Here is a 17577-nt window from a genome sequence, read left to right as displayed (position 1 = left end):
GCTCCACGCGGATATCAATTCACTCCCACGATCAGGAAAGCGGCCATGACTCAGAGCTCTTCTCAGCGGCGCGCGTTCGACTACATGCGCGGCCATGTCACCTGCACGGTTTTCGCGTCTCTGGGGATCATCGGTGTACTCGACGAGCTCGCCGGGCACGGGTTGCGCGCAGCCGACCTCGGCACGAACCGGTACCTCGCCGAGGCCACCCTGCGCTATCTGGCGCAGCGCGACATCGTCATTCGCAGCGCCGGTGACCGCTATGTTCTCACCGAGGCCGGCCGTCAGCTGTACGCCGACCGCGGCTATCTGATGTGGCTGTCCGGCGGCTACGGCGATGCACTGCACCATTTCGGCGACTTGCTGACCGGTAAGCGGACGTTCGGTTCGGATATCGACCGGGACGTGCGGTGGGTGGCAGTCGGCACAGCTCTGGTCGGACAGCGGGATCTGCGGCCGGAGGTGATGGCGATCCTCGATGAGATCTCCTTCGATTCGATCGCCGACATCGGGTGTGGCAATGCACATTTCCTGATCGCGGCGTGCCAGGCCGGCGGCGGCCGCGGTGTCGGGGTGGATATCAGCCCGGCCGCGTGCGCCGAGGCGCAGCAGGAGGTGGCCAAGGCCGGGCTGGCCGACCGCATCACCATCCACGAAGCCGACGGAGCGAAGGCCGCCACGATTCCACAACTGGAATCGGTACAACTGGTCGTCACGTTCTTCTTCCTGCACGAGGTACTGGAGCACGGCTACGACACGCTCGTGAACTACCTGCGCGGGCTATGTGACCGATTGCCCTCGGGTGCGTACATGCTGACCGCCGAGGAGATCCCGCCCGCCACCGAACAGAACGTGCCGGAAGTGCTGACCCCGGAGTACTCGCTGACCCAGGCGCTGATGGAGCAGTCGCTGCTCACCGAAGATGGTTGGCGAAAGGCGTTCGGCGAGGCGGGCTTCGACGTTGTGCGGATCGTGCAGCCCAACCTGCCGGACTGCCGGCTGATCCTGGCCCGCAAGCCGACCTGACCAGGGAACACGACGCGGGCGACGGGGCGAACCCGTGCGCCCGGTCGGTACGTGTCGAATCGTGCGCGGCACTCGGCGATCCGAGCGGAGTCACTCCCAGCTTCTCGAGGAGCAGTTGGGCGGCGTGCAGTTCGACGTTGGATGCCGGCGTTGTCGTCGGGCCGCCTCGGCGGGGGCGTTCTCGCCGAGTGTTTGCAGGAAGTTCGAGTGGGCGGCGTCGTCGGCAGTGGCTGTGGGTTGCAGCGGGCCGTGTCGTAGTCGTCATGCTCGCGCGGCGATCCGCCGATCGATCACCGTCAGTGCGAATTCGGCCCAGCGAATGTTCTCTTGTTCGAAGGAGATTCCGCGCAGCAGTGTGAGGTAGGGGCCGACTCGTTCGGCCTCGGCCAGGTAGGCCTGTTCGCTGCGGCCGTCCAGCAGTCGGGAGCGTAGGCGTTCGTAGCGGGCCAGTTTCGCTTTCGACCACTCCAGCTTGCCGGCTATCGCGGCGCGCACGGTGGGGGCGTCCTCGGTGTCCATGCCCTGCACCTTCACCATCATCTCGTCGCGGATGGCGGTGGGCTTGGCCTGCGTTTCGATGAATTCGTGCAGGGCTGCCCGCCCGGCAGGGGTGATGGCGTGCAGGCGCTTGTTGGGTCTGCGCTCTTGCTCTACTACCCGGGTGGTGATCAGGCCGTCGGCCGCCATGCGCTCCAGCTCCTTGTACAGCTGTTGGGGCGTGGCCATCCAGAAGTTGGCCACGGAGGCGTCGAAGCTCTTGGCCAGGTCGTATCCGGAGGCCTCGCCTTCCAGCAGGGCGGCCAACACCGCGTTGCGTAGCGCCATCCGCTCAGGCTACCAGTGAACTGGATTATTCAAATACCTGATTATCGTCCTCTAGACGTGGGCAGGTTGTCAGGATAACGTCTGGTTTAGATACTAAATTAGTTGAGTATGAGAGGTGGGTTATGCATCCCTTCCGGGCAGCCGTGGAGGCTCGTGACGAGGCCGCCATCGAGGCGCTGCTGGCCGACGCGGTGGTGTTCACCAGTCCGGTGGCGTTCAAGCCGTATCCGGGCAAGGCGGTCACCGCGGCCATTCTGCGCGCGGTGATCCGCGTGTTCGAGGACTTTCGCTATGTGCGCGAGATCGCCGACGCGAACGGTCGCGATCACGCTTTCGTGTTCGAGGCCACCGTCGACGGCAAGCGGCTGACCGGCTGCGACTTCCTGCACTTCGACGAGCACGGCAAGATCGACGACTTCATGGTCATGGTGCGCCCTCTGTCGGCGGCGCAAGCCCTCGCGGCGCGCATGGGTGAACAGTTCGAGCGCATCAAGGCCGAGGCCGCCGCGCAGTCCGAAAGTGAGGCAGCCGGAGCGTGAGCGACTACGACGTCATCGTCATCGGCGCGGGCAATGCCGGCCTCACCGCCGCCGCGACGCTGCAACGCGCGGGCGCGCGCACCCTGCTCGTGGAGCGGCACAATGTACCGGGTGGGTGCGCGACCTCGTTCCGCCGTGGGCGTTTCGAGTTCGAGGTCGCGTTGCACCAGTTGTCGGGCGTCGGTGTCGAGGGGCAGCCGATCTCGTTGCGCGAAGGCCTGTTCCAGCAGCTCGGAGTCGCCGACAAACTGGAATTCGTCCAGGAGCACGACCTGTACCGCGCCGTGATCCCCGGCGAATTGGACTTCATCCTGCCCGCGGACTGGGACAGCGCGATCGACGCCGTCGAGGCCGAGTTCCCGGGGAATCGCGATCGGGTCGCGAAGTTCTTCGACCTGCTGAAGAAGGTGACCTTCTGGCAGATCGCCGCCATGCGCGGGATGCCGGTCGAGCGGATCGACCCGGTGCTGTTCGAGTACGGGTTGCGGCCACTGAAGAGCGTGCTGGAGGAGTTCTTCGACGACGAACGACTCGCGGTCGCGCTGGGCATGTACTGGACCTACATCGGACAGCCGCCGTCGAAACTGCGGTTCCAGGATCTGGCGCTGACCTTGTATGCCTACTTCGAATTCAAACCCTGGCATGTGCGCGGCGGGTCGCAGGCGATGTCCACCGCCATCCTGGACGCCTTCCTCACCGCCGGCGGTGAGGTGCGGTTCAACGCGGGCGTCGAGGCGGTGCTCACCGAGTCCGGGCGGGTCCTGGGGGTGCGGCTGGCAGACGGTTCGGAGGTCACCGCGCCCGACGTGGTGTCCAACGCGTCGCTGCCGAGCACGTACGGAATGCTCGAAGGCGTGGACGTGGCGGCCGAGGTGCGCAACGATCTGGCCGGCAGGCGGATCGGCGTCTCCGGTTTCGTGCTGCACATGGGCTTGGACGCCACTCCCGCCGAACTGGGGTTCACCACCAGCACCACGTTCGTCAACCGGGACACCGACGACGACCGCACCTACAACGCGTGGAGATCGTTCGAGCCCGCGCGGGGCATCTGCGTCAGCTCCTATGACGTCGCGCCGATCGGTTTCGCGCCCACCGGAGCCACGCACGTCAGCCTGATGACGCTGCAGTACGCCGACATCTGGAAGAACGTCGCTCCCTCGCAGTACGCGCGCACCAAGTTCGCCTACGCCGAAACCCTGCTCGACCTGTGCGAAACCATCACTCCCGGCATTCGCGACGCCATCGAAGAGGTCGACGTCGCGACACCGCTGACCATGACGCGGTACCTCGGACACCCCGGCGGCGCGATCTACGGCTACGACCAGGACGCCACCGAGGGTTGGCTGTTCCGCGACAGCGAACGCCGAACCCACGTGCCCGGACTGCATCTGGCCGGATCCTGGGCCGGAATCGGCGGATTCCAACCCACCCTGGAGGCCGGCGCGCGGGTTGCCCGCCGGCTCCTGCGCACCAAAACCGCCTGACCCGAGGACGACTCATGAGACACCCACTCGCCACACGGTTCGACGGAGCGGCGGAGATCCTCGCGGAGATCGCTACCCGCGTCCCCGACACCCGCGACCATCTCGCCGAAACGCGCGCCACCATCGACGCCTACCATCCCGAACGCCTCCGTCTGGCAGTCACCGACATCGTCGACGAGACCGCCTCCACCAAAACGATCCGACTCGAAGGCCTCGACAAGATTCAGCTGCCGCCCTTCCTGGCCGGCCAGTACGTCAACGTCTTCATCGACGGCACCAGCCGTCCATACGCCATCTCCTCCAGCCCCGCCCGGCTGACCCACTACGACCTCACCGTCCGTCGTGTCCGCGGCGGGCGCGTCAGCAACCTGCTCCTCGACACCGTCCGGATCGGTCAGGTGCTCACCACCACCGGACCGATGGGCACCTTCCATCACAACCCGCTGTTCCATGGCACTGACGTGGTGTTCCTCGCGGGCGGCTCCGGCGTGGCCCCGGCCATGAGCATGATTCGTGAGATCACCGAACTCGGGTTGGACCGGACGTTTCACCTCGTCTACGGCTCCCGCGACGCCACCGACATCATCTTCGGTCCGGAGCTGGACGAGATCGCCGCCGCGCACCCCGGCATCGACGTCGACCACGTCATCGCCGAACCCGGTACCGGGTGGACCGGGGCCACCGGATTGCTCACCGCAGACACCATCGCCCTGCTGGCGGGCGAACTCGACGGTCGGATGGTCTACGTGTGCGGTCCCCAGGCGCTGTACCCGTACGCTCTGGAACAGCTGACGGCGCTCGGCCATCCGCGCAAGCGCATTCGTTTCGAGGCCAACGGCGCACCCACCGACCCGACCGTTCGGTCACACTGGCCCACCGACGTCGATCCGGCGGCGGAGGTCACCGTTACCGCCGGGAGCGTATCCTTCCGCACCCCTCGCAACCGGCCGCTGCTGGATGCGCTGGAGGACAACGGCATTCGTCCCGAAGCCGCTTGTCGATCCGGTGAATGCAGCCTGTGCCGGGTGCGGATTCTGAAGGGTGAGGTGCATACCGCCGAAGAAGCGAAACTGCGGCTTTCCGATACGCAATTCGGTTACACCCATTCGTGTGTGGCGTATCCGATCAGCGATGTGGAGCTCGAACTGTGACCCTCGAGGCGGTCGGTTCTCGGCCGGACGGGCAACTCCCGGCTCGAGCACTGAACTGGCTGTAGAGCTCCGGCAGGCACTGGGCGAGGTGGTTCCTCACTCGGCCGCAGTGCGGCATCCCCACGCGTCGTCACGGGCACCGGGCATGTCTCCGCCGCGCTGCTGTTCGCCATGGCATGAGCGGGCGCTGGGTGTCCATCGGCCATGGGTGTGACGCGTGGACGGTTGGGCGTGACATTTCCGCGACCATTTCGTAATGTATCGGTGACCTATTCTCGACAGTAACCGGTAAGCGACATCATGCCTGGTCAACACCGCAAAAGAACCGATGCCCGGAGACTTGTTCTCCTGGCCGTCTGCGGCATCGCGGCGGGCGTCGCTGTCGTGGCGTGGGCGCTGATGCGGCCGGGCCAGGTCACGCAGCACGCCGCGGCGGTCCATTCGCCGCCGTCCGCGCCCGTCGCTACGGGCACGGTCACCACCACCGCGCCGGCGGCGCCTGAGCCGGTCGCAGGCGCGGCTGCTGCCGGGCAACCACCACCATCGGCCAGAGCAGCCGTACAGCACCCGCCCCCACCCCCGCCGCCGGTCCCGTGTTCTACAGACCTGGCCGGCACTCGGCCGCACGTCGCACAGGTCGGCAACCTGTTGAAGAAGACATTCGCCCTCACCGACATCGGCGGCGCCATCGGTCGCAGCGACGGCGACCACGGCGCCGGCTTGGCGCTCGACCTCATGACACCCGACTCCGCGCGCGGCGACGCGATCGCCGATTTCGTACTCGCCAATCAGCAGCGCTTCGGCGTGACCTACGTGATCTGGCGGCAGCGGTACAACGATGGCCACGGCTGGTCGTATCTGGAAGACCGCGGGAGCCCGACCGCCAATCACTACGACCACGTTCACGTGTCGTTCGACAAGGCAGCGGTGGGGGAGGTGAGCTGCTGATCGGGCGCCTGCGCTGACGCTCTCGCGGCGCGCGGCCGCCGTGGAGTCGGCTACGCGGTCACCCGACCGGCACGCGCGACCCTGGAAGGGTGCACTCGAGTCGTCCATGCGACGAGAGCTGTCGACCAGAACATGGGTGACTGCCAATGCGCGAAGATCGTGTTGTTCGACGCCACCGGGTACACCGGCCGCCTGACCGCCGAAGCCCTGACCGCCGAAGCCTGATCGCCCGTGGCGCCGCGCCCGTGCTGGCCGCTCGGAACGCGACCGCGCTCGAGAAGCTGGCTGTCGACCTCGGCCGGATATCGGCTACTTCATGGCCGGTCCCGGCACCAGCGGCGGCACCCGCGCCTCCATGGCCGGGATGCTGTTCGAGCACGGCTTCGCCCTGCGTGACGGCCGGGTTGTGCCCGAGCGGGTCGGCTCCCGGGTTCGCGCGTTCGACGTCGCTGGCCGTTCGCGGACGAGAGCGTCGATTCCCGGGGGTGGAACATTCGCGCTCAGCTGCTCCGCGTCACGGCTGGGCGAGGCCGACGTCTTCCTCGGCCTGCCGCCTGCGGCCGCTCGTGGTCTGTCGGCGGTGAGTGCGCCGTAAGCATTCGCGCAGGGCTCGTAGGTGGCCGGGGCTCGTCCGCATCGACGCTACCGATGTGTGGCGGCACCTTAGAGCATCAGGCTGATAGCCGAGGGGGTGAGCGATGCACGTGAACGGAGGTATCTCGGTGGACGACCGGACCGACGACTTGTCGCCATCGATGGCGATGGCGACTCTGTTGGAGCCCGGGGAACTGTTGCTCGCGATCTCCGGTCGCCTCACCAGCCGGTTCTCCCTCGTCGCGTGGGCACGCGAGCTCGGCGACCTCCATGCCGAGCTCATGCCTTTCCGACTCGCTCAGGCCCCACGACGACAAGGATTCGACGGCGAGCAGGTGCGCGCGGGAATCGATCGACTCGTTGCCGCAGTGGACGCATGGGCCCTCCGCACTCTGCCGTGTGCCAGCGGCGCGCGCATGCACACCCACTCGCTGGGTGAGGTGATGAGCCACCTCGCCGAGGTGTATGCCGAGGCGTGGTGGACGGTCGTGCATTCCGAGGATGTGGAGATACGGCATCGGGCGTGGTTTCACTTGGGCGAGGTGCGTGAGGGTTACGCGGAAATGGTGGACGAGGTACGGCGTCGGCGTCTCCGGTTTCCCTCGGCAGCGGGTTCGGCGCGCAGCGGGCTTCGATGACGTTGCGGGGCTGCTTGGCATAGTCGCCGATTCCGGTGACGACGACGATGTGCATCTACCGACGAATGGGTGAATCGTGATCGAGGTCAATTGCCTACGCTGCGGAAGCCTGCTGCTGTCGGATTCCGATCAGCGTCGACGCATGCACATCACCTGTGCCGATTCGACGGAGAGCGTGACGCTGCGGATGACACCGGATGACTGGAGAGCGGTCGCGGGCTGGCTCGATCCGAGCGGAAGTCGCCTTCCAGGGCAGTTGGGGCCGGAATAGGGCGAGCGCACTTGTCGAGGCTTTCCCGGCAAGTGCGTCCCGTTTCAGGGTGCCGCGTTCGAAATCTGGCTCGATTTTTCCGACGGCATCCGATGCGGCCTCACTCCGAGCGCGGCGGATACATGGCCGCCGATGCCGTGCAGGCCGGTGCCCACACCCGAAGTGCGGAGCGTGCGTGCCATGACGATCGGTGTGGACCTGCGGTGACCCCGAGTTCGAGTGCCGACCACCGCGGGGTTGAAGACTTCGTGCACGAGCACACTCTGCTGGGTCGAGAACACGATCTCGTACACGCGCGCTGCGGCGGCTGCGGGAAACAGGCCGAACGGATGACACGTCACGCCGGTGGCGAAGATGCGTCTGCGTTCGAATGCGCCCAGCCGACGGATATGGATCCCGAACGGAACACCGTCCGGAGGTATCAGCGTCGACTCGTCGGCTTCCCGGTAGGTGATCAGATTTTCGCTGAGGACATTCCCAGCCACATCCCGCAATCTGGTGTGTCGCACCCTGAGCGTACTGATGGCCGGGTCGTCGAAGACCGAGCAGGAGAAGCGGAGCTCGTCGGCATCGATGGTGCGCGAGGGCAGTACGTCGGCTGCGATGGTCGATCCCGCGATCTGCTGGAGAAGTAGCGTGGTGGAGCCATCGCCGTACAGCAGCATTCGCGTGGTCAATGGCAGATGGATTTCCGGCGTGAGCTGAGGGTAGACGGCTGATGCCGCGGCCGGAAACGTTGTCGATCCGGCCGTTCGTCCGGGAAGGGAAGTGGTGATGAACGGTGCGAAGTGGTTGCCCAGCCAAGCTGCGGTTCGGGTGATGCTGACCATCGGTGTGACTTTCTCAACGGCGCTAGGTCCGGCAAGGCTAAGAGTCGTAGGTAGATCCGCCGCATCGGTACCTCATAGGTGATTCGAGTCCCACCTGGCGTTTCTGCCTACAGAAGGGGCGTCTGCGCGGCGCTGCGGAATCCCGGCATGGGACAGGACACGCTGGGTGGCGAGGGGCGGCCCGGACCCTCTTCGCCGCCGTCGGAGACCCGCATCCGATGCTCGGCGACTCTTTCGAGCGCAGACCGTCGGGGTCGACACGGTCGCGGGTTCAGGTCGCGCTGATCGCAATCATTCTGCGCACCGGTCGCGCACCTTACTGTTCGGGACAGTACTTCTCGTGTGAGGACTGTGTCCGATGACATTGCAGTTGGATCCGATCACATCGGCGCCATCTTCCGGTCCGGCCGAGGCGGCGACCACCGAAAACCCGGCTCCGTTCACCCGTAAGTTGCTGGGCCTGACCCGAGCATCCTCCGGACTGATTCTTGCGGTGCTGATCTGGCAGCTCGGGGCCCGATCCTGGCTCGGCACGACCACCCCGGCGCCGACCGAGGTCATCGAGGCCGGATGGGAACTGATCCGTTCGGGTGAGCTCTGGCAGCATCTGGCCGCCTCCGGGCGGCGGGTGGCGGTTGGGCTGGTGATCGGTATCGGCATCGGTTTGGTGTGCGGTGTGGCGGCCGGACTGTTCCGGATCGCCGAGGATCTGGTCAACGGCCCGCTGCAGGCTTTACGGATGCTGCCGACACTGGCGCTGGTGCCGGTGTTCATCATCTGGTTCGGCATCGGTGATTCGTTCAAGATCGCGCTGATCATCGTCGCACCCATCTTCCCGATCTATCTGAACGTGCTGGCCGGGATTCGGGGCGTGGACCGGCGGCTGGTGGAGGCCGCGGAATCGCTGGGCCTCAATCGATTCGAGCTGACCACGAAGATCATCCTGCCCGGCGCGCTGCCGCAGATCTTCGTGGGACTGCGGCAGGCGCTGGGCATCGGCTGGCTCACCCTGGTGGTCGCGGAGATGCAGACCACGCCGGTCGGGCTCGGCTTCCTGATGAACGATGCCAAGGAGTTCCTGCGCACCGACCAGATCTTCCTGGTCCTGGTGATCTACGCGGTGCTCGGGCTGCTCACCGACCTGGTTGTGCGCGTGCTGGAACACCGGTTCCTGTCCTGGCGCACCGGATACGAGGGGAAGTTCGACATCACCGTCGCCCGTCCGCGGTCGGTGGTCGACCCCGCATTCTCCGCGCTCCGCCGCCGGCTGCTGCTCGCACTCGGCGTGAATCCCGAGGCACCGACAGGAGCAGAAGCATGAGTGAACCGTTGCAGATCAGCACCGACGTTCTGGTGATCGGCGGCGGGCCTGCCGCCTGCTGGGCCGCGATCCATGCCCGCGAGGCAGGCGCCGAGGTGACGGTGGTGGACAAGGGCTACTGCGGGACCAGCGGCGCCACCGCCCCGTCCGGCACCGGCGTGTGGTACGTGGCGCCGGAAGCGACCGCGCGGGCGAACGCGAAGGCCAGTCGCGAGGCGCTGGGCGGTCATCTGGCCGATCACTACTGGATGGACCGGGTGCTCGATCCGACCTACGCGAACATGGATCGGCTCGCGGTGGAGGGACGCTATCCATTCCCGGTGGACCCCGCCACCGGCGAGCAGATCCGCACCGGTGTGCAGGGGCCGGAGTACATGCGCCGGATGCGGGCGTGGCTGAAACGGGTCGGGGTGCGCATCCTCGACCATTCGCCCGCGCTGGAATTGCTGGTGGACGACGACGGCGTGGTGCGCGGCGCGGCGGGCTACCAGCGCCAGGCCGACCGCGACTACCGCGTCGTGGCCGGTGCCGTGGTCCTCGCGACCGGCGGTTGCGCGTTCCTGTCCCGGGCGCTGGGCACCAACGTCGACACCGGTGACGGCGCGCTGATGGCGGCGGAGGCGGGAGCTCGCTTCTCGGGCATGGAGTTCTCCAACGCCTACGCGATCGTGCCGAAGGGGTCGACCATCACCAAGACCGCCTACTACGGATACGCGACGTTCTTCCACGAGGACGGGCGGGTGCTCGAGGGCGCGGGTTCGACCAAGGGGCGTTCGGTGATCGCGCGGACGCTGTTGCGGGAGAAGGTGTTCGCACAGCTCGATCGCGCCGACGCGACGGTGCAGGCACAGATGCGGCTGGGGCAGCCGAACTTCTTCCTGCAGTTCGACCGGCGCGGCATCGACCCGTTCACCGACCGGTTCGAGGTGGACCTGCTGGCCGAGGGCACCGTCCGCGGCACCGGCGGCATCGATGTCGTCGACGACGACTGCGCCACCACGGTGGCGGGCCTGTACGCGGCGGGGGACGCGGCGACCAGGGAACGGATCTGCGGCGGGTTCACCGGCGGCGGCAGCCACAACTCGGCGTGGGCGATGTCGTCGGGCAGTTGGGCAGGCCGTGGCGCGGCGGCGTTCGCGTTGCGCACGGCTCGCGCTCGGGCTGCCGATCTGCATGGGGCCGGGCGCACGGGGTTGCGCCCGCAGAGCGGTGCGTCGATCCGTGCCGAGGACGTGGTCGAGGCCGCGCAGCGGGAACTGATCCCGTTCGAGAAGAACTACCTGCGCCACGGCGACCGGATCCGGCCCGCGCTCGCCGAGCTGGACAACGTCTGGGAGCATGCCACGCTCGGTCTGGGCGGCGGCACCGGAGACGAGCGGGTGCGCGCCCGGCAGGCCGCCGCGATCACCGCGGTGGGGCGGTTGATGTACCGGTCGACGCTGGCGCGCACGGAGACGCGCGGGATGAGCAAACGCGCCGACCACCCCGATCAGGATCCGAAGCAGCATCACCACATCCTGTCCGGTGGGCTGGACGAAGTGTGGACGGCGACGGCCGCGGCCTCCGGCACCCTGGCGGTGGCGTGATGATCGAGATCCTGCGCGCGGGCGACTGCATCGCCTGCGACAAATGCGTGGACGTGTGCCCCACGAACGTCTTCGACCGCACCGACAGCGGAATCCCGGTCATCGCGCGGCAATCCGATTGCCAGACCTGCTTCATGTGCGAGGCCTACTGCCCCATGGACGCGCTGTACGTCGATCCGGAGGCGACGCCGCTGGCCGATCACGAGACGGTCCGCGATGAGCACATCGGCCGTTACCGCAAGGAACTCGGCTGGGGACGCGGCCGAAAGCCCGGCAGCCTCGTCGCGGTGGGACCGCGCCTGCCGCAGGGCGCTCCGCCGCCGCGGCTGTCCGAACTCTGAACCAACGAAAGCGAATCATGCGCATTGTCCGGCTGATCGTGCCCGCCGTCGTTTCGGCCCTGCTGCTGGTGCTCACCGGCTGTGGGAGCGAGGACGCGGGCTCGGCGACCCGCGCCGAGATCAAGACCCTCCGCATCGGCACCATCGGCACCGGCAACGTGCTCACCGGTCCGGTCGGCTTCGCCCATCAACGCGGCGCCCTGCTGCCCGCGTTGAAGCCGTTGGGCGTGGACAACATCGAGGTCTACAGCTTCCCCAACGGACCCGACCTGAATCAGGCGCTGGTCGGCGGCCGCCTCGATGTCGCCACCTACGGCGACACGCCCGCCCTGGTCGCGCGCGGCAGCGGGTTGCAGACGCGGCTGCCGGCCATCGCCGCGGTGAATTACAACGCCGGTGTGGTGGCGAAGGATCCGTCGATCCGGACGTTGAAGGATTTGGCGGGCAAGAAGATCGGCGTGCAGTCCGGTTCCTACATCGACCGCTACCTGCAGGGTGCGTTGAAGGCCGAGGGAATCCAGGCGCAGCTGGTGCATCTGCTGGCCACCGACGCGGAGGCGCCGCTCAACGGCGGTGATGTCGCGGCGGTCGCGCTGCCGGATGTGAACCCGTCGTCGTTCTTCCACGCGTTCCTGGCCAAGGGTTTCCACCAGGTCGACTCGGTTCAGGACAACCATCCCGATCTGGCGGGCACCAGCTCCTCGGTCAGCAGTCAGGACTTCCTCGACAGCCATCCGCGGTTCGGTGCCGCGTGGCAGTCGGTGATCGGTGAGGCCAACCGGTATGCGAAGCAGCATTGGGATGACTACGTGAACTACGAGGTGGCTCAGTCGAGGTCACCGGAGGCGGTCGTGCGCGCCACCGCGCGGCAGAGCTACATCCCCGACGAGATCTTCGCGCCGTCTGGCATCCAGTTGCTGACCGGGACCAAGCAGTTCCTCGTGGAGCAGAAGAAGATCCGGGAGGATTTCGGTCTGGAGGAGTGGTTCTACCGGCCGGACCGGACCCAGCAGGGCTGAACGGGTGGACGGGTGGTCAGCCGGGCGTGCCCTCACCCAACGGGTCGGCCATCTCCGCCGCCGTCGGCGGCGTGCCGGTCATCGCCGCGTGTCTGCGCAACGCGAACGCGGTCGCCGGCTGGATCGCCGGGCGAGGATGGGGCAGCGCGCAGCAGCCGGTCGCCGTGATCGCCGCCGGGGAGCAATGGCCCGGCCGCGCCGACCTGCGGCCCGCGGTGGAGGATTGGCTGGGAGCAGGGGCGGTCGCCGCGGCGCTGGCGCGTCTGGGAGCCGGACCGCTGTCTCCGGAAGCTCATGCCGCCGCCGTGGCGCACGAGGGAATCGCCGACGTCGCGGCGCTGATCCGGGACTGCTCCTCGGGCCGGGAACTCGCCGGTGGTGGGTTCGCGCAGGATGTCGCGGTGGCCATCGAAATCGAGCGCAGCCAGGTGGTGCCGGTGCTGACCGACGGAGCATTCGCCGACGCAAGTCGCTGAACCGCGGCGGTCACCGTCGAGTGGGTGCTAGCGGTGCGGTCCGACCAGCGCGACCGCGGATTCGACCGCCACGTCGACGATCCCCGCGATGTCGTCGCCGTCCTCCACGGTGGTGGCGATGAGTTCCCGGAAACCGCCGAAGAGGATCGTCGCGACCTGCCGTGACGGCGGCCGCAGTCCGGCGGCGGCGAATTCCGGTGTGTCGGCGAGTTTCTGGATCAACGTCACGAACGCCTCGCCGACCTCACGCTGCAACTGCCGGGTGTCCTCGCCGAGTGCGGGGACGACGCGGATCCAGCTGAGAGTCAAGGACGGTTCTTCACGCGCGACCCGTATCCACGCTTCGATGGCCTGACGCACCTGGCTACGCCAGGGCATGTGCGGGTCGACCGCGGCATCGATCCGCTGGATCATCTCCTTGTGGTGCTCGCTCAGCAGGGCGATGAAGCAGTCCTGTTTGCTGGTGAAGTGCTCGTAGAACGTGCGCCGCGAGGTGCGGGCGTGGCGGACCACGTCGGCGACGGTGGTGTCCTGGTAGCCGCGTTCGCGCACCGCCATGGCCATGGCGTCGAGCAGGCGGCGGCGGAACCCCGAATCCGAGCCGTTGTCGGCGGAGGTGCGGGATGCGGGCGCGGCGCGGGTCACGAGAGTCAGGTTAGTTACTCCCATCGGCTCCTCGTGCCCGGCCCGAACCCGTGGCCGGGCGCCTGTCGTGTCCCGATGCCACGGTGTGGTGATCGTCGGACGGCGCGCCGCCCCGGGTGAAGCGGATGGTGCCGTCGTCGATGCGGCCGTAGCGGAGGGCGAGCACGTCGTGGGCGTAGCTCATGCCCAGCCGCCACGGAGCCCGGGAGCCCGCTTTGGGGAATCGGTCGATGTCGCGCAGCACGTACCCGGCCTGGAAGTCGAGCAGCGGTGCGGGCGTCACGGTGGAGTCCGGCCACGGAGTGGTCTGCCGGTAGCCGCCCGCGTCCATGTGCCGCAACAGCCGGCAGACGAATTCGCTGACCAGATCGGCTTTCAAGGTCCAGGAGGCGTTGGTGTAGCCGATGGTGAAGGCGAAGTTCGGCACTCCGCTGAGCATCATCCCCTTGTAGGCCATGGTGTGCGGCAACGCGATGTGCTGCCCGTCCACCGTGAGCCGGATGCCGCCGAGCGCGAGCAGGCGCAGGCCGGTGGCGGTCACCACCACATCGGCCTCGAGGTCGCGCCCGGAGGACAGGCGCAGCCCGGTCGGGGTGAACCGTTCGATGCGATCGGTGACCACCGAGGCGCGGCCGCCGCGGATCGCGCGGAACAGGTCTGCGTCCGGCACCAGGCACAGCCGCTGATCCCACGGTTGGTAGACGGGCTTGAAATGGGTGTCGACGTCGTAGCCCGGCGGTAGTTGCTTGACGGTCAGGTTGCGGATGAATTTTCGCATCAATGCTGGACGTCGCCGACTCAGCTGATAGATCACCGTGCTGACCAGGACGTTCTTCCACCGGACCACGGTGTAGGCCCGTTTCGGTCCCAGTAGAGCGCGCAGCCGGTCGGCCAGGGCGTCTCGTGCGGGCACCGGCAGGATGTAGCTGGGGGAGCGTTGCAGCATCGTCACGTGCGCGGCATGGTCGGTCAGCGCGGGCACCAGGGTCACCGCGGTGGCGCCGCTGCCGATCACGACCACCCGTTTGCCCGTGTAGTCGAGATCCTCGGGCCAGTGCTGCGGGTGCACCACTTGTCCGCGGAAGTCGCCGATTCCGGCGAACTGCGGGGTGTAGCCCTCGTCGTAGTGGTAGTAGCCGCTGCACACGAGCAGGAAGTCGCAGGTGAGTTCGCGCGTGCCGCCGTCGTGTTCGGCCAGCACGGTCCAGCGTGACTCGGTGCTGGACCAAGACGCTTCGATCACCCGATGCCCGTACCGGATGTTCCGGTCGATCCCGGCGTCGGCGGCGGTCCGGCGGATGTAGCGCAGGATCGCCGGCCCGTCGGCGATGGCTTCCGCTTGTGTCCACGGGCGGAATCGGTACCCGAGGGTGTGCATGTCGGAGTCCGAGCGCACGCCGGGGTAGCGGAACAGGTCCCAGGTACCGCCGAGGGTGTCGCGCGCCTCGAGGATCGCGTAGCTGCGGTGCGGGAAGGCCGCCCGCAGGTGGTGGGCCGCGCCGATGCCGGAGAGCCCGGCGCCGACGATCAGGACGTCGAGGTGTTCGCTCATGCCCGCGCCCCTTTCGCGTCGCGGGCGCGCAGGCGGCGCTCCAGCAGCGCGACCAGACCGTAGTAGTGGGTGGGCGTCACCCGCGCCAACGCATCGAACAAATAGGCGTCGGGACCGACCAGGATCCGGGACTTGCCGTGTTCGACTCCGCGGCGGATGATTCGGGCTGCCTTCTCCGGTGTGGTCAGCGCCAGTGTCTCGAACTCCGCGGCCATCTGCTCGTGTGTCCGGCCCCGGCCCTCGGGGTCCTTGCGGACGCGGGCGTTGCGCGCGATGTTGGTTTTGATGCCGCCGGGGTGGACGTTCACCGCGGACACGCCGGTGCCGCGCAGCTCTTGGCGCAGGGCGTCGGTGAACCCGCGCACCGCGAATTTGGCTGCGCAGTAGGCGCTTTGATTGGGCATGCCCAGCAGCCCGAACACGCTCGAGGTGTTGACGATCACGCCGTGATCCTGCTCGACCAGGATGGGCAGGAAGGCGCGTGTGCCGTTGACGACCCCGTCGAAGTCGATCCGTCGCAGCCATTCGTCGTCGTCGGCGACGGCGTCGAGCACCGAGGAGGACATCGCGACACCGGCGTTGTTGAACACTGCCGCCAGTGGCGCGGTCAGCCAGTCGCGGACCTCGTCGGCGAAAGCGGACTGGTCGGCGGCGTCGCGCACGTCCAGGACGCGGGTGAGCACCGGGCCGGTCAGTGCGGACGCGGTCTCCTTCAGCCCGACCGCATCGATATCGGCGATCGCGACGGGAGAGCCGGTGCCGGACAACAATCGGGCCAGACTGCGGCCGATGCCGGAGGCCGCGCCGGTGATCATGACCGGGCGGCCCGACAGCGGTCTACGGGTGCGGGGCATCGGTGCTCCTGCTTTCGCGCGTGCGGATGGGATCGGCGAACCGTTCGCTCATGCTCTCGCCTCGACGGCACGGTCGAGTGTTCGCTCGGGACGCGGCGTGCGACGGTGCACCACGGCGCGGCCCTTCCCGGCCGGGACGAGTGCGACGCCGCGGAAGTGTGTGCGCTCGTCGCGGGCGTCGGTCGGCTCCAGCGTGAAGTCCCGCAGCAGGGTGCGCAGCACGACGTTCATCTCCATCGTGGCGAACGCGGCGCCGATGCACCGGCGGCTGCCGCCGCCGAACGGGATCCAGCTGAACGTGCCCGGCCGGACGCCGACGAACCGGTCGGGGTCGAAGGCGCGGGCGTTCGGGAAAAGGTCCTCGTTGTCGTGCATCAACCGGATGTTGACCACGATCTTCTGGCCCTTGGGCAAGGTCCATCGGCCCAATTGCAGCGTGTCGGCCCGGACCTGGCGCAACGTCATGTCGATGACCGGCCGTACGCGCTGCACCTCCAGCAGCGTCGCCTCGCGCAGCTGCGAACCCCCGGCATCGGCTTCGGCGGCCAAGCGGCGCAGGACATCCGGGTGCCTGCGCAGCCGCTCGATCGTCCACGACAGCGTCGTCGCCGTCGTCTCGTGCCCGGCGGTGAGCAGGGTCAGCAGTTCGTCGGCGATCTCACCGCGCGACATGGCCGTGCCGTCGTCGTAGCGCGCCTGCAGCATCATCGCCAGCACGTCGTCGCGCTCGTCCACCCCTTCGCGGTCGGCGCGGTCGATGAGCCGGTCGACGATCTCGTCGTAGCGGCGGCGGTAGGCCGCGAAGCGAGCCCAGGGACCGAATCTGCCCAGCGCTCGCCGGGGAACCGGGACCGCGGCGAGGGCCGAGGCGATCAGGACGAGTTTGGGCAGCAGTCGGCGCAATTCCTCGAATTCCGCGCCCTCGGCGCCGAAGACCGCGCGCAGTATCACGTTCAGCGTGATCCGCATCATCGAGTCCATGGTCGCGAACTCGCGGCCCGACGGCCAGTCGGCCATCTCGCGGACCGCCTCCTCTTCGACGAGCGATTCGTATACGGCCAGCCTACGGCCGTGGAACGGCGGGGTGAGCAGTTTGCGCTGCTTGCGGTGCTCGGCGCCGGTCAGCGCGAACAGCGATCCGGGTCCGAGGAACTGACCGAGGTTGACGTCGATGTTGTCGACGAGATCGGTGCTCGTGGTGAACAGGGCTTTGATCTCGGCCGGTTCGGCGAGCACGACGCAGTCTCCGAATCGGGGCATCTGGATGCGGAAGGCCGATCCGTAACGGTCGTGCATGCGGCGCCAGGTCCGGGTGCGTCCGGTCAGTATCCGCAGGTTCTGCACGATCGGCGGGCTGGATGGCCCGTCGGGACGTCGCACAGCGGGCATGCGCCCACCTCCTCGTGTGGTACTCCGATGTACCACTCGTACGGTACGCTCATGTACCAGATGTGACAAGGGTTACATCGGACAATCG

Annotated in this window: 18 protein-coding genes; 12 read left to right on the top strand and 6 right to left on the bottom strand. The window is 67.7% G+C overall.

What is annotated here, in order from left to right; all coding sequences use genetic code 11:
- Window positions 1-45 precede the first annotated feature (45 nt).
- Window positions 46-1026, top strand: coding sequence for an SAM-dependent methyltransferase (locus ACWEKR_RS11225; RefSeq protein WP_452354364.1), 981 nt, complete (start codon window positions 46-48; stop codon window positions 1024-1026).
- Window positions 1027-1287: 261 nt separating this feature from the next.
- Here the strand turns inward: ACWEKR_RS11225 and ACWEKR_RS11220 are convergent, their stop codons facing one another.
- A complete protein-coding gene (locus ACWEKR_RS11220; protein WP_452354363.1) occupies window positions 1288-1851 on the bottom strand; it encodes a PadR family transcriptional regulator in 564 nt (187 codons plus the stop codon).
- 122 nt (window positions 1852-1973) lie between these two features.
- Here ACWEKR_RS11220 and ACWEKR_RS11215 point away from each other — a divergent pair, with 122 nt between their 5' ends.
- From ACWEKR_RS11215 to ACWEKR_RS11190, 6 genes are all read left to right on the top strand, one after another.
- Entirely contained in the window at window positions 1974-2390 is a 417-nt protein-coding gene (locus ACWEKR_RS11215; protein WP_452354362.1) for a nuclear transport factor 2 family protein, read from the top strand.
- Window positions 2387-3874, top strand: a complete 1488-nt coding sequence (locus ACWEKR_RS11210; RefSeq protein WP_452354361.1) for a phytoene desaturase family protein — start codon at window positions 2387-2389, stop codon at window positions 3872-3874. Before ACWEKR_RS11215 ends, ACWEKR_RS11210 begins: the two co-directional genes overlap by 4 nt.
- A gap of 14 nt (window positions 3875-3888) precedes the next feature.
- On the top strand, window positions 3889-5025 hold the full coding sequence (locus tag ACWEKR_RS11205) for a 2Fe-2S iron-sulfur cluster-binding protein (RefSeq protein ID WP_452354360.1): 1137 nt from the start codon (window positions 3889-3891) through the stop codon (window positions 5023-5025).
- Between the two features lie 300 nt (window positions 5026-5325).
- Window positions 5326-5973 carry a hypothetical protein gene (locus tag ACWEKR_RS11200; RefSeq protein WP_452354359.1) on the top strand — a complete coding sequence of 216 codons (648 nt, stop codon included), beginning with the start codon at window positions 5326-5328 and terminating at the stop codon, window positions 5971-5973.
- Between the two features lie 316 nt (window positions 5974-6289).
- On the top strand, window positions 6290-6568 hold the full coding sequence (locus ACWEKR_RS11195; RefSeq protein ID WP_452354358.1) for a hypothetical protein: 279 nt from the start codon (window positions 6290-6292) through the stop codon (window positions 6566-6568).
- A 103-nt stretch (window positions 6569-6671) separates the two neighbouring features.
- A complete protein-coding gene (locus ACWEKR_RS11190; protein ID WP_452354357.1) occupies window positions 6672-7205 on the top strand; it encodes a hypothetical protein in 534 nt (177 codons plus the stop codon).
- A gap of 315 nt (window positions 7206-7520) precedes the next feature.
- On the opposite strand, the gene ACWEKR_RS11185 is transcribed toward ACWEKR_RS11190, so the two are convergent.
- On the bottom strand, window positions 7521-8306 hold the full coding sequence (locus tag ACWEKR_RS11185; protein WP_452354356.1) for a hypothetical protein: 786 nt from the start codon (window positions 8304-8306) through the stop codon (window positions 7521-7523).
- A 358-nt stretch (window positions 8307-8664) separates the two neighbouring features.
- Here ACWEKR_RS11185 and ACWEKR_RS11180 point away from each other — a divergent pair, with 358 nt between their 5' ends.
- The 5 genes from ACWEKR_RS11180 to ACWEKR_RS11160 are packed head-to-tail and all read left to right on the top strand — an operon-like array spanning window position 8665 to window position 13049.
- Window positions 8665-9627, top strand: a complete 963-nt coding sequence (locus ACWEKR_RS11180) for an ABC transporter permease (protein ID WP_452354355.1) — start codon at window positions 8665-8667, stop codon at window positions 9625-9627.
- Window positions 9624-11213 carry an FAD-dependent oxidoreductase gene (locus ACWEKR_RS11175; protein WP_452354354.1) on the top strand — a complete coding sequence of 530 codons (1590 nt, stop codon included), beginning with the start codon at window positions 9624-9626 and terminating at the stop codon, window positions 11211-11213. Before ACWEKR_RS11180 ends, ACWEKR_RS11175 begins: the two co-directional genes overlap by 4 nt.
- Complete coding sequence (locus ACWEKR_RS11170) at window positions 11213-11554, top strand: 4Fe-4S dicluster domain-containing protein (RefSeq protein ID WP_452354353.1); 342 nt, start codon at window positions 11213-11215, stop codon at window positions 11552-11554. Before ACWEKR_RS11175 ends, ACWEKR_RS11170 begins: the two co-directional genes overlap by 1 nt.
- A gap of 17 nt (window positions 11555-11571) precedes the next feature.
- Window positions 11572-12573 (top strand): ABC transporter substrate-binding protein, encoded by a 1002-nt coding sequence (locus tag ACWEKR_RS11165; protein WP_452354352.1) that lies wholly within the window; start codon window positions 11572-11574, stop codon window positions 12571-12573.
- A gap of 26 nt (window positions 12574-12599) precedes the next feature.
- The gene (locus ACWEKR_RS11160; protein WP_452354351.1) at window positions 12600-13049 is read left to right on the top strand and encodes a 2-phosphosulfolactate phosphatase; all 450 of its coding nucleotides are present in this window, start codon (window positions 12600-12602) and stop codon (window positions 13047-13049) included.
- Window positions 13050-13076: 27 nt separating this feature from the next.
- Here the strand turns inward: ACWEKR_RS11160 and ACWEKR_RS11155 are convergent, their stop codons facing one another.
- Genes ACWEKR_RS11155 through ACWEKR_RS11140 form a run of 4 tightly spaced genes read right to left on the bottom strand, consistent with a single transcriptional unit; the run spans window position 13077 to window position 17489 of the window.
- A complete protein-coding gene (locus tag ACWEKR_RS11155) occupies window positions 13077-13718 on the bottom strand; it encodes a TetR/AcrR family transcriptional regulator (protein WP_452354350.1) in 642 nt (213 codons plus the stop codon).
- On the bottom strand, window positions 13705-15246 hold the full coding sequence (locus ACWEKR_RS11150; RefSeq protein ID WP_452354349.1) for a flavin-containing monooxygenase: 1542 nt from the start codon (window positions 15244-15246) through the stop codon (window positions 13705-13707). The genes ACWEKR_RS11155 and ACWEKR_RS11150 overlap by 14 nt, the downstream gene beginning before the upstream one ends.
- Window positions 15243-16100 (bottom strand): SDR family NAD(P)-dependent oxidoreductase, encoded by an 858-nt coding sequence (locus ACWEKR_RS11145; protein WP_452354348.1) that lies wholly within the window; start codon window positions 16098-16100, stop codon window positions 15243-15245. The genes ACWEKR_RS11150 and ACWEKR_RS11145 overlap by 4 nt, the downstream gene beginning before the upstream one ends.
- 48 nt (window positions 16101-16148) lie before the next feature.
- On the bottom strand, window positions 16149-17489 hold the full coding sequence (locus ACWEKR_RS11140) for a cytochrome P450 (protein WP_452354347.1): 1341 nt from the start codon (window positions 17487-17489) through the stop codon (window positions 16149-16151).
- Window positions 17490-17577: the final 88 nt, after the last annotated feature.

The sequence above is a fragment of the Nocardia sp. NPDC004573 genome (genome assembly GCF_053602135.1).
The sequence above is the reverse complement of the archived record's forward strand: the minus strand, read 5'-3'. Positions and strand labels throughout refer to the sequence as shown.

What these genes read in the sequence shown, in the direction of transcription:
- ACWEKR_RS11225 (WP_452354364.1), top strand. Translation starts at nt 46, where the DNA reads ATGACTCAGAGCTCTTCTCAGCGGCGCGCGTTCGACTACATGCGCGGC.
- ACWEKR_RS11220 (WP_452354363.1), bottom strand. Translation starts at nt 1,851, where the DNA reads ATGGCGCTACGCAACGCGGTGTTGGCCGCCCTGCTGGAAGGCGAGGCC.
- ACWEKR_RS11215 (WP_452354362.1), top strand. Translation starts at nt 1,974, where the DNA reads ATGCATCCCTTCCGGGCAGCCGTGGAGGCTCGTGACGAGGCCGCCATC.
- ACWEKR_RS11205 (WP_452354360.1), top strand. Translation starts at nt 3,889, where the DNA reads ATGAGACACCCACTCGCCACACGGTTCGACGGAGCGGCGGAGATCCTC.
- ACWEKR_RS11200 (WP_452354359.1), top strand. Translation starts at nt 5,326, where the DNA reads ATGCCTGGTCAACACCGCAAAAGAACCGATGCCCGGAGACTTGTTCTC.
- ACWEKR_RS11195 (WP_452354358.1), top strand. Translation starts at nt 6,290, where the DNA reads ATGGCCGGTCCCGGCACCAGCGGCGGCACCCGCGCCTCCATGGCCGGG.
- ACWEKR_RS11190 (WP_452354357.1), top strand. Translation starts at nt 6,672, where the DNA reads ATGCACGTGAACGGAGGTATCTCGGTGGACGACCGGACCGACGACTTG.
- ACWEKR_RS11185 (WP_452354356.1), bottom strand. Translation starts at nt 8,306, where the DNA reads ATGGTCAGCATCACCCGAACCGCAGCTTGGCTGGGCAACCACTTCGCA.
- ACWEKR_RS11180 (WP_452354355.1), top strand. Translation starts at nt 8,665, where the DNA reads ATGACATTGCAGTTGGATCCGATCACATCGGCGCCATCTTCCGGTCCG.
- ACWEKR_RS11175 (WP_452354354.1), top strand. Translation starts at nt 9,624, where the DNA reads ATGAGTGAACCGTTGCAGATCAGCACCGACGTTCTGGTGATCGGCGGC.
- ACWEKR_RS11170 (WP_452354353.1), top strand. Translation starts at nt 11,213, where the DNA reads ATGATCGAGATCCTGCGCGCGGGCGACTGCATCGCCTGCGACAAATGC.
- ACWEKR_RS11165 (WP_452354352.1), top strand. Translation starts at nt 11,572, where the DNA reads ATGCGCATTGTCCGGCTGATCGTGCCCGCCGTCGTTTCGGCCCTGCTG.
- ACWEKR_RS11155 (WP_452354350.1), bottom strand. Translation starts at nt 13,718, where the DNA reads ATGGGAGTAACTAACCTGACTCTCGTGACCCGCGCCGCGCCCGCATCC.
- ACWEKR_RS11150 (WP_452354349.1), bottom strand. Translation starts at nt 15,246, where the DNA reads ATGAGCGAACACCTCGACGTCCTGATCGTCGGCGCCGGGCTCTCCGGC.
- ACWEKR_RS11145 (WP_452354348.1), bottom strand. Translation starts at nt 16,100, where the DNA reads ATGCCCCGCACCCGTAGACCGCTGTCGGGCCGCCCGGTCATGATCACC.
- ACWEKR_RS11140 (WP_452354347.1), bottom strand. Translation starts at nt 17,489, where the DNA reads ATGCCCGCTGTGCGACGTCCCGACGGGCCATCCAGCCCGCCGATCGTG.